We start from the raw sequence: 7,499 nt of genomic DNA on the forward strand, positions 1-7,499 counted from the left end.
AATTTGGAAAGAAGCTATTTTGTTATTGTTGCAATACTTTTCGTGGTTTGGTTCCCTCAGCTGGACCGATGACACCTGCCATTTCGAGTTCTTCCATCAGGCGGGTCGCACGATTAAATCCAACTGACAAACGACGCTGAATCATCGAAGCGCTAGCTTTCTGGGTTTCGATAACCAAAGCCTTGGCTTCTTCAAAAAGCGGATCGCCGCCAGCTTCTCCGTCAGAGAGATCTCCTTCATTTTCAGGGACATCTCCTGGGTCAAAACTCTCATCGTAGTCCGCATCCGCCTGAGCCTTGATGAAGTTTACGATGCGTTCGACATCATCATCCGAGATAAAGGAGCCTTGCAGACGGACTGGATGATTTTCATCAATTGGTTTAAAGAGCATATCTCCTCGACCGAGCAGTTTTTCTGCTCCATTCTCATCCAAGATAGTTCGTGAATCTGTACCTGATGAAACTGCAAAAGCCACACGAGATGGGACATTGGCTTTAATGAGACCAGAGATGACATCAACCGATGGACGTTGCGTTGCGAGAATCATGTGAATCCCTGCGGCACGCGCCTTCTGTCCAAGACGAATGATGGCATCTTCCACTTCCTTGCTAGCCACCATCATGAGGTCTGCCAACTCATCCACAATGACAACAATCAAAGGCAGCGGTACTTGTTTGTACTCAGATTGGCTATTAAATTCCTCAACCTTGGCATTGTAACCAGCGATATTTCGTACTCCAACCTTAGCAAAGAGTTCGTAACGATTTTCCATCTCATCCACAACCTTTTGCAGAGCCTTGCTGGCCTTGCGTGGATTTGTCACAACTGGAATCAAGAGGTGAGGAATGTCATTGTAAACAGATAACTCAACCATCTTTGGATCCACCATCATAAACTTGACCTGGTCGGGTCTTGCTTTCATAAGAATGCTAGCGATAATACCATTAACTGCGACTGACTTCCCTGATCCCGTCGAACCTGCAACGAGTAGGTGGGGCATCTTGGAAAGGTCAAAGGTGCGAGCAGTTCCATTGACAGCCTTACCTAGAGGAATTTCGAGGAGATTTTCTGGTTTAGTCTGAGACTGTTCCCAGAGTTCACGGAAGGAAACAGTCGCAATCTCAGAGTTAGGAACCTCAATTCCGACTAAGGATTTACCAGGGATTGGAGCCTCTATCCGAACATCCTTAGCTGCTAGAGCTAGCGCTAAGTCGTCTGCCAGATTGGAAATGCGGTTAACCCGTACACCGACTGCAGGCTTGACTTCATACTTGGTAACTGATGGCCCAATTTCAGCCCGTTCCACCGTCACCTTGATACCAAAGCTAGCAAAGGTTTCTTCTAGGATTTTGATATTTTCTCGAACAATCTTCTTTTCCTTGGACTGATCTTTGGGTTTATCTGGCGCAAAGAGTTGCAAGCTTGGTAACTTGTATTCAAGGGCTTCCTTGGCAGAAAAATCAACCTGTACCTCTTCATCCTCAAAATCCTCTTCCACATCTGGAACGTCAAAACCAGTTTGAGGGAGGATAATCTCCGGTTCGATCCATTCTTCCTCAGGAATTGGGTGGAAATCGTAGTCTGGTACTTCAGATAAGATTTCTCCCGTTTCAGGATCTACAGGAGGAAGCGGCAGCGCATCCTGTTCTTCTTGTTCTCTCTGAATTCTGGCTGCTTCTTCAGCTTCTTGACGAGCCTTCTCTTCTTCTCTCTTGATGAAGCGTTCCTGTTTTCTCTGTTCCTGTTTTTCCATGAAGGATCTGAACTGAGCTCCAATAAAGGCAGCAACATCATAAATAGACCAGGGACTAACCAAGAGTGCGCCAACTAGAATCAAGAGAACTCCAATAAAGTACGAACCGATATTGGAGAAAAGAAAGGATATGGGGATATAGAGTCCAACACCAAGCAAGCCTCCACCGGCGAAGCTAGTCACCCGCATACCAGTCAGGTCCGTCATAACTTGAGACAAGGTCCCTTTTAGAACTGATTGCTCCAAGCCAAATTTCCATACCAAGTAGGCCTCAAAAATCAAGAGCAATCCAGCGAAGATACAGAGAAATCCTGATAGAAGTCCCTCTTGCTTGCGGATCCATTTAAAAAGAAAAAGATAGATGAGGAGGCCGCCTATAGCCACATAGGCCAAACTTCCGACCACCAGTCGAATGAGATTGTAAAGAGTGACACCTGCTGCACCGAGTTTAAGGGCTGCAATAATCAACAATAAGGCAATTCCTAAGGAAATCAACATCCTCTGGATAGCCTGTTTTCTTTCGAGTTCTGCTTTAGACGGTCTCCGTCTTGTTTTTGTAGTATTCTTGTTTGCCATTCTTTTATTATACCATATTTCACAGCCATTTCGAATAGAGAAAAAGATTGCACCAAATGGTAACAATCTTTCTATTCTAATACTTTTTATGCTTGTGGTTTGCGTAGGTAGCCATAAACCACACCACTTACAATTGCACCAACCAATACAAAGGCAAGGTAAAGAAGGGCATTTGAAGTAAGAGCGATGACGAAGATTCCTCCGTGTGGTGCCATGAGTTTAATTCCTGCAAGACCAACGAGTCCCCCTGCTACTGCTGAACCAAGGATAAAGCTTGGGATCGCACGAGCTGGGTCAGCGGCACCAAATGGGATCGCTCCCTCAGTGATAAATGACAAGCCCATGATGATGTTCGTCAAACCAGAGTTGCGTTCTTCTTTGGTAAATTTATCTTTGAAAAGAAGGGTTGCGACAAAGATAGCAAGTGGTGGCACCATTCCTCCAGCCATAACTGCTGCCATAGCTACAGAACCACCTGAAGAAACAGTCGCTGCAAGCGTACCTGTACCAAAGACATAAGCAGCTTTGTTGACTGGTCCACCCATGTCGACAGCCATCATTCCACCAAGAACGATACCAAGAAGAACAGCTGAACCTCCTCCAAGACCGCCTAGGAAGGCATTCATATCGGTGTTGATTCTTGCCATTGGGATGTTGACAGCTAGCATGACAAATCCTGTCAAGATTGTTCCGAAAAGCGGTAGGATAAGGATAGATTTAGCACCTTCAAGTGAACGAGGAACTTTAACGTATTTCTTGATAGCGAGAACCAAGGCACCTGCGATAAATCCACCAACAAGGGCACCTAGGAAACCAGATGAGACACCTGCAAGAGTTGAAGTTGCTTCACCTCCTGCAGCATAAGGGATTTTACCAAAGGCAAAACCTTCTTTAGCAATAGCACCAGCCACGAAACCTGCTACTAAACCTGGTTTTTCAGCGATAGAGTAGGCTACGTATCCTGCAAAAACCGGAAGCATCAAACCAAAGGCAGCCCCTCCGATTTTCATGAACATGGAAGCGAGTTCATGGTAGGATCCGAGGTTGCCAAGACTATCTTGTGGCACACCAAAAGCACCGTCAATCAAGAAAGCAAGGGCAATCATGATACCACCACCGATAACGAATGGTAACATTTGAGATACACCACTCATCAAGTGTTTGTAGAAAGCACCACCGATACTTTGTTTTTCATTAGATGCTGTTGCAGCTTTTGCTCCATTAACAGCACGGTAGATTTCAGCATCTCCTGAAAGAGCCAAGTTAATCAATTCTTCAGTCTTACGGATACCGTCTGCAACTGGACGGTTAACCAAAGGTTTTCCATCGAAACGATCCATCTCAACAGCCTTGTCAGCAGCGATGATAACAGCTTTAGCCTTGCGGATGTCCTCTGCAGTTAGTTGGTTCCCAACACCGCTTGCACCATTGGTTTCAACCTTGATCCCAACACCCATTTCGGCAGCCACTTTTTGAAGGGCTTCTTGGGCCATGTAAGTGTGGGCAATACCTGTCGTACAAGCTGTAACAGCTACGATAAAGTCGCCAGATTCATTGGCAGGTGCTTGAACAGGCTGCTCAGCTTTTTCTGAAGCTTGGTCAAAGAGTTCGATAACTTGATCTGCAGATGTTACTTGACGAAGTTTGTCAGCGAAACCATCTTTCATCAAGTATTGAGACAATTCTGCCAAGGCTGCCAAGTGAGTATCATTGGCACCTTCTGGAGCTGCAATCATGAAGAAGAGGTCTGTTGGTTGCCCATCCAAACTTTCATAGTCAACACCCTTATTTGACTTTGCAAAGAGAACTGTTGCTTCTTTGACAGCAGAGTTTTTACTGTGAGGCATAGCGATTCCGTCACCCAAACCAGTGGAAGTGAGAGCTTCACGCGCTAAAATTCCTTCTTTAAAGGTTTCAAAATCCGTCACGTAACCGTGATCTACCAAGCTATGAATCATCTCTTCGATGACAGCTGTTTTTTCAGTTGCCTGCAAATCCAGCAACATGACATCTTTTCTCAATAGGTCTTGAATTTTCATCGTTTTTCTACCTCAACTTTTTCATATGTTTCTTTAATAAATTCCACCGTTGCCAAGTCATCCGAGAAGGTAGTTGCTGTTCCACAAGCTACTCCCCATTTGAAGGCTTCTACTGCATCTTTAGATTTGACAAATTCACCGGTAAATCCAGCGACCATAGAGTCACCAGCTCCCACTGAATTCTTGACTGTTCCCTTGATTGGTTTAGCGAAGTATGCTCCCTCAGCTGTGACAAGAAGTGCACCGTCACCAGCCATAGAGATGATGACGTTTTGTGCACCTTTGGCCAGTAACTGACGAGCATAGTTCTCGATTTCATCTAAACTTTCGAGTTTCACTCCAAAGATAGCTCCAAGTTCGTGATTGTTTGGTTTAACCAAAAGTGGCTGGTAGTCCAAACTATCAATCAAGGTCTGTCCTTCAAAGTCACAAACCACTTGCGCACCAGTCTGGCGTGTCAAGGCAATCAAATCTTTGTAGATAACATTACCTAGATTCTTAGCACTTGAACCTGCAAACACCACTGTATCTTCTGCTGTTAAACTAGATAAGATAGCTTTCAATTCTTCTAGCTGAGCCGGTTCAACATTAGGACCAGTCCCGTTGATTTCTGTTTCTTGGTCTGCTTTGATTTTAACATTGATACGAGTATCTTCTGCTACTTGAACAAAACGTGTCTCAATTTCCTCTTCTGCCAAAGTATCTGTGATAAATTTACCAGTAAATCCTCCGATAAATCCAGTCGCAGTATTAGGAATATCCAAGCGCTTCAAAACACGGCTAACATTGATTCCTTTCCCACCAGCAAACTTATCATCACTGTCCATTCGATTGACACTACCGACTTCTACTTTGTCTAAGCGAACGATATAGTCAATGGATGGATTGAGTGTGACTGTATAAATCATACTTCTATTACCTCCGTTTTCTTCTTAATAACCTGCAAGAGCTCATGCCCTTGACTTGTGATGACAATAGCGCGTTTAAGTGGTGCTACCTTTGCAAAGCAAGTTTGACCAATCTTTGATGAATCCACCAAGACATAGGTTTGTTTGGCATTCTCTAAGATAGCACGCTTCACGGCTCCCTCCTCCATATCAGGAGTCGTATAATAACCATCGTCCACACCATTCATCCCGATAAAGGCACGGTCAAAGTGCAATTGATTGATTTGGTTAAGAGCAACACCACCGATACATGCATCTGTTGCCATTTTGACACTTCCTCCAACCATGACAGTTGGAATCTGTTTTTCAACCAACTGAACCGCATGGTGAATGGAGTTAGTTACAACTGTAATATTCTTATTAACCAATTCCTTGATTAAAAAAGCAGTTGTCGTTCCAGCATCAATAAAGATAACATCTTGTTCCTTGATAAGAGAGGCTGCTTTTTGAGCCAGTAACTTCTTCTCTTGAAGGTTTTTGACAGATTTTTCTTGGATGGTTTCTTCTTCCTGCAAGGAGTGAGGTAGTTCTGCTCCACCATGCACACGGCGAAGCTTGTTTTCCGCCTCCAACTCGTCCAAATCTCTTCGTACTGTCGATTCTGATGTTTCTAATAGACTAACCAATTTTTCTAGGGAAACTACATGATGTTGATTTAACTCCTCTAAAATCAGTTGCTTCCGCTCAGTTTTTAACACCAAACCACCTCCTGTTATCGTTTACACTATTCATTCTAGCACATTCTCTACCAAAGTCAAGCATTTTTTATCATTTTCTGTCAAATTCTATCATTTTTCTTATTTCCAAAATTTTTATTGCAAGATAAGTGGCTTTATGGTAGACTATTTGAGTAAGTATTGGAAGATTACTCAAGAGGCTTAAGAGGCCGTGTTGGAAACGCGGTAGGCGTGTAATAGCGTGCGTGGGTTCGAATCCCATGTCTTCCGTAGAAAAAAGAAAAACTGCACCTCAATGCAGTTTTTTCATCGCTCTAAGAACAATATATAGGAATGAAAGGCTGAGTTACTCTAACTATCACACCACATTTTTGTATCCTAATTCATAAAAAAACAAGTAGTTTATTAAGACTACTTGTTTTTCTTTTAAATCTTAGGATTAGATATTGCTTTTATCTTTTTTATCTGAAGATTTGTCTGTTGATTTATCAGTGGATTTGTTTGAAGATTTATCTGAAGACTTGTCTGTTGATTTATCATTAGACTTAGTTGAGTTTTTACGGACAATTTTATCATAACCTTCTGTATCATCAAGCAACTCTGTCGCCAAAGTACGGTAATCTTCTTGAGAAATCAGCCAGTTTCCATCCTTATCCTTTGTTAATTTGATTTCAGTATCAAAATCACCAGTAGTGAAAGGTGTATGAGCTAAGTTAGGGTCAACGTCACTGTAGGTTGAGAAATCTTTCTTGAATAGATGCTCAAAAATCCAGTAAGAAACCAATGTTTGGTAACGCTTGATGTCAACGTTTGAACCAGCTTGATTGTATTTACCTAGGTTATCAACACCTCCAATAAGAGTAGTGAGAACTTCCCTTGTAGATGAAGCCAATCCTTTAGAGTGTAACTTCTTAGAGTTAAAAGTAACAGTCGCTGTATTTCCTGATTCATCAACCTTCACGTCTTTAACAGTGTAAGAACCGATATCTTGATATAATCTACGTCTCATCTTCAAGAAACCTGAAATGGTTTCTTCTGGAGTTTCTACAGGGAAATCTTTGTGCCATTGTACTGAGTAAGTAGACGCAGGTGAAAGCCCTTCTTCTTTGATTTTTTCACTTGTTTGAACTGCAAACACGGCCTCAGTCCATTTTTCATAAGTGTCGCCATAAATCTTCTTAAATCGAGCAGAGTCGCTAGTAAGAACTGAGTCTAAGAGAATTTCAGCATCTTTTGTAACTTTTTCTTTAACTTCTGCTGCTTCATCCTTCTTCTCAACTTGTTCCGTATTCTCCTTGTTATCAGAAGAAGCTTCAGATGACTGATTAGAAAATACAGAACATGCACCCAAGACAACTGTTGAAAGTGCTAAGATACTTAGTAACTTGATCTTTTTCATGTTTCACCTCTTTATGAAAATTTACTCTTGGAGACCACCTCCAAGCAGATTTGTTTAGAAAAACACTGGGTTTATCTAACGGAGAATGGGGGATTCGAACCCCCGCGC

The 7,499-nt window shown here is 42.6% G+C and carries 5 protein-coding genes and 1 tRNA gene; 1 reads left to right on the forward strand and 5 read right to left on the reverse strand.

All coding sequences use genetic code 11. The annotated features are described in order from the left end of the window. Window positions 1–22: 22 nt before the first annotated feature. From HMPREF2766_RS07300 to HMPREF2766_RS07315, 4 genes are all read right to left on the reverse strand, one after another. Entirely contained in the window at window positions 23–2,329 is a 2,307-nt protein-coding gene (locus HMPREF2766_RS07300; protein ID WP_083303897.1) for a DNA translocase FtsK, read from the reverse strand. Between the two features lie 86 nt (window positions 2,330–2,415). Beyond that, window positions 2,416–4,368 carry a PTS fructose transporter subunit IIABC gene (locus HMPREF2766_RS07305; RefSeq protein WP_070568968.1) on the reverse strand — a complete coding sequence of 651 codons (1,953 nt, stop codon included), beginning with the start codon at window positions 4,366–4,368 and terminating at the stop codon, window positions 2,416–2,418. Next, the gene (gene pfkB, locus HMPREF2766_RS07310; RefSeq protein WP_070568970.1) at window positions 4,365–5,276 is read right to left on the reverse strand and encodes a 1-phosphofructokinase; all 912 of its coding nucleotides are present in this window, start codon (window positions 5,274–5,276) and stop codon (window positions 4,365–4,367) included. The genes HMPREF2766_RS07305 and pfkB overlap by 4 nt, the downstream gene beginning before the upstream one ends. Continuing rightward, the gene (locus tag HMPREF2766_RS07315; protein WP_000920661.1) at window positions 5,273–6,013 is read right to left on the reverse strand and encodes a DeoR/GlpR family DNA-binding transcription regulator; all 741 of its coding nucleotides are present in this window, start codon (window positions 6,011–6,013) and stop codon (window positions 5,273–5,275) included. The genes pfkB and HMPREF2766_RS07315 overlap by 4 nt, the downstream gene beginning before the upstream one ends. A gap of 161 nt (window positions 6,014–6,174) precedes the next feature. On the opposite strand from HMPREF2766_RS07315, the gene HMPREF2766_RS07320 reads away from it, so the two are divergent. Next, window positions 6,175–6,262 (forward strand) — tRNA-Ser (locus tag HMPREF2766_RS07320). A 169-nt stretch (window positions 6,263–6,431) separates the two neighbouring features. On the opposite strand, the gene HMPREF2766_RS07325 is transcribed toward HMPREF2766_RS07320, so the two are convergent. Continuing rightward, window positions 6,432–7,391: a hypothetical protein gene (locus HMPREF2766_RS07325; protein WP_000721422.1), complete on the reverse strand. Its 960-nt coding sequence runs from the start codon at window positions 7,389–7,391 to the stop codon at window positions 6,432–6,434. Between the last annotated feature and the right edge of the window lie 108 nt (window positions 7,392–7,499).

Origin of the sequence: Streptococcus sp. HMSC076C08, assembly GCF_001810825.1 — a bacterium.
Lineage (GTDB): Bacteria > Bacillota > Bacilli > Lactobacillales > Streptococcaceae > Streptococcus.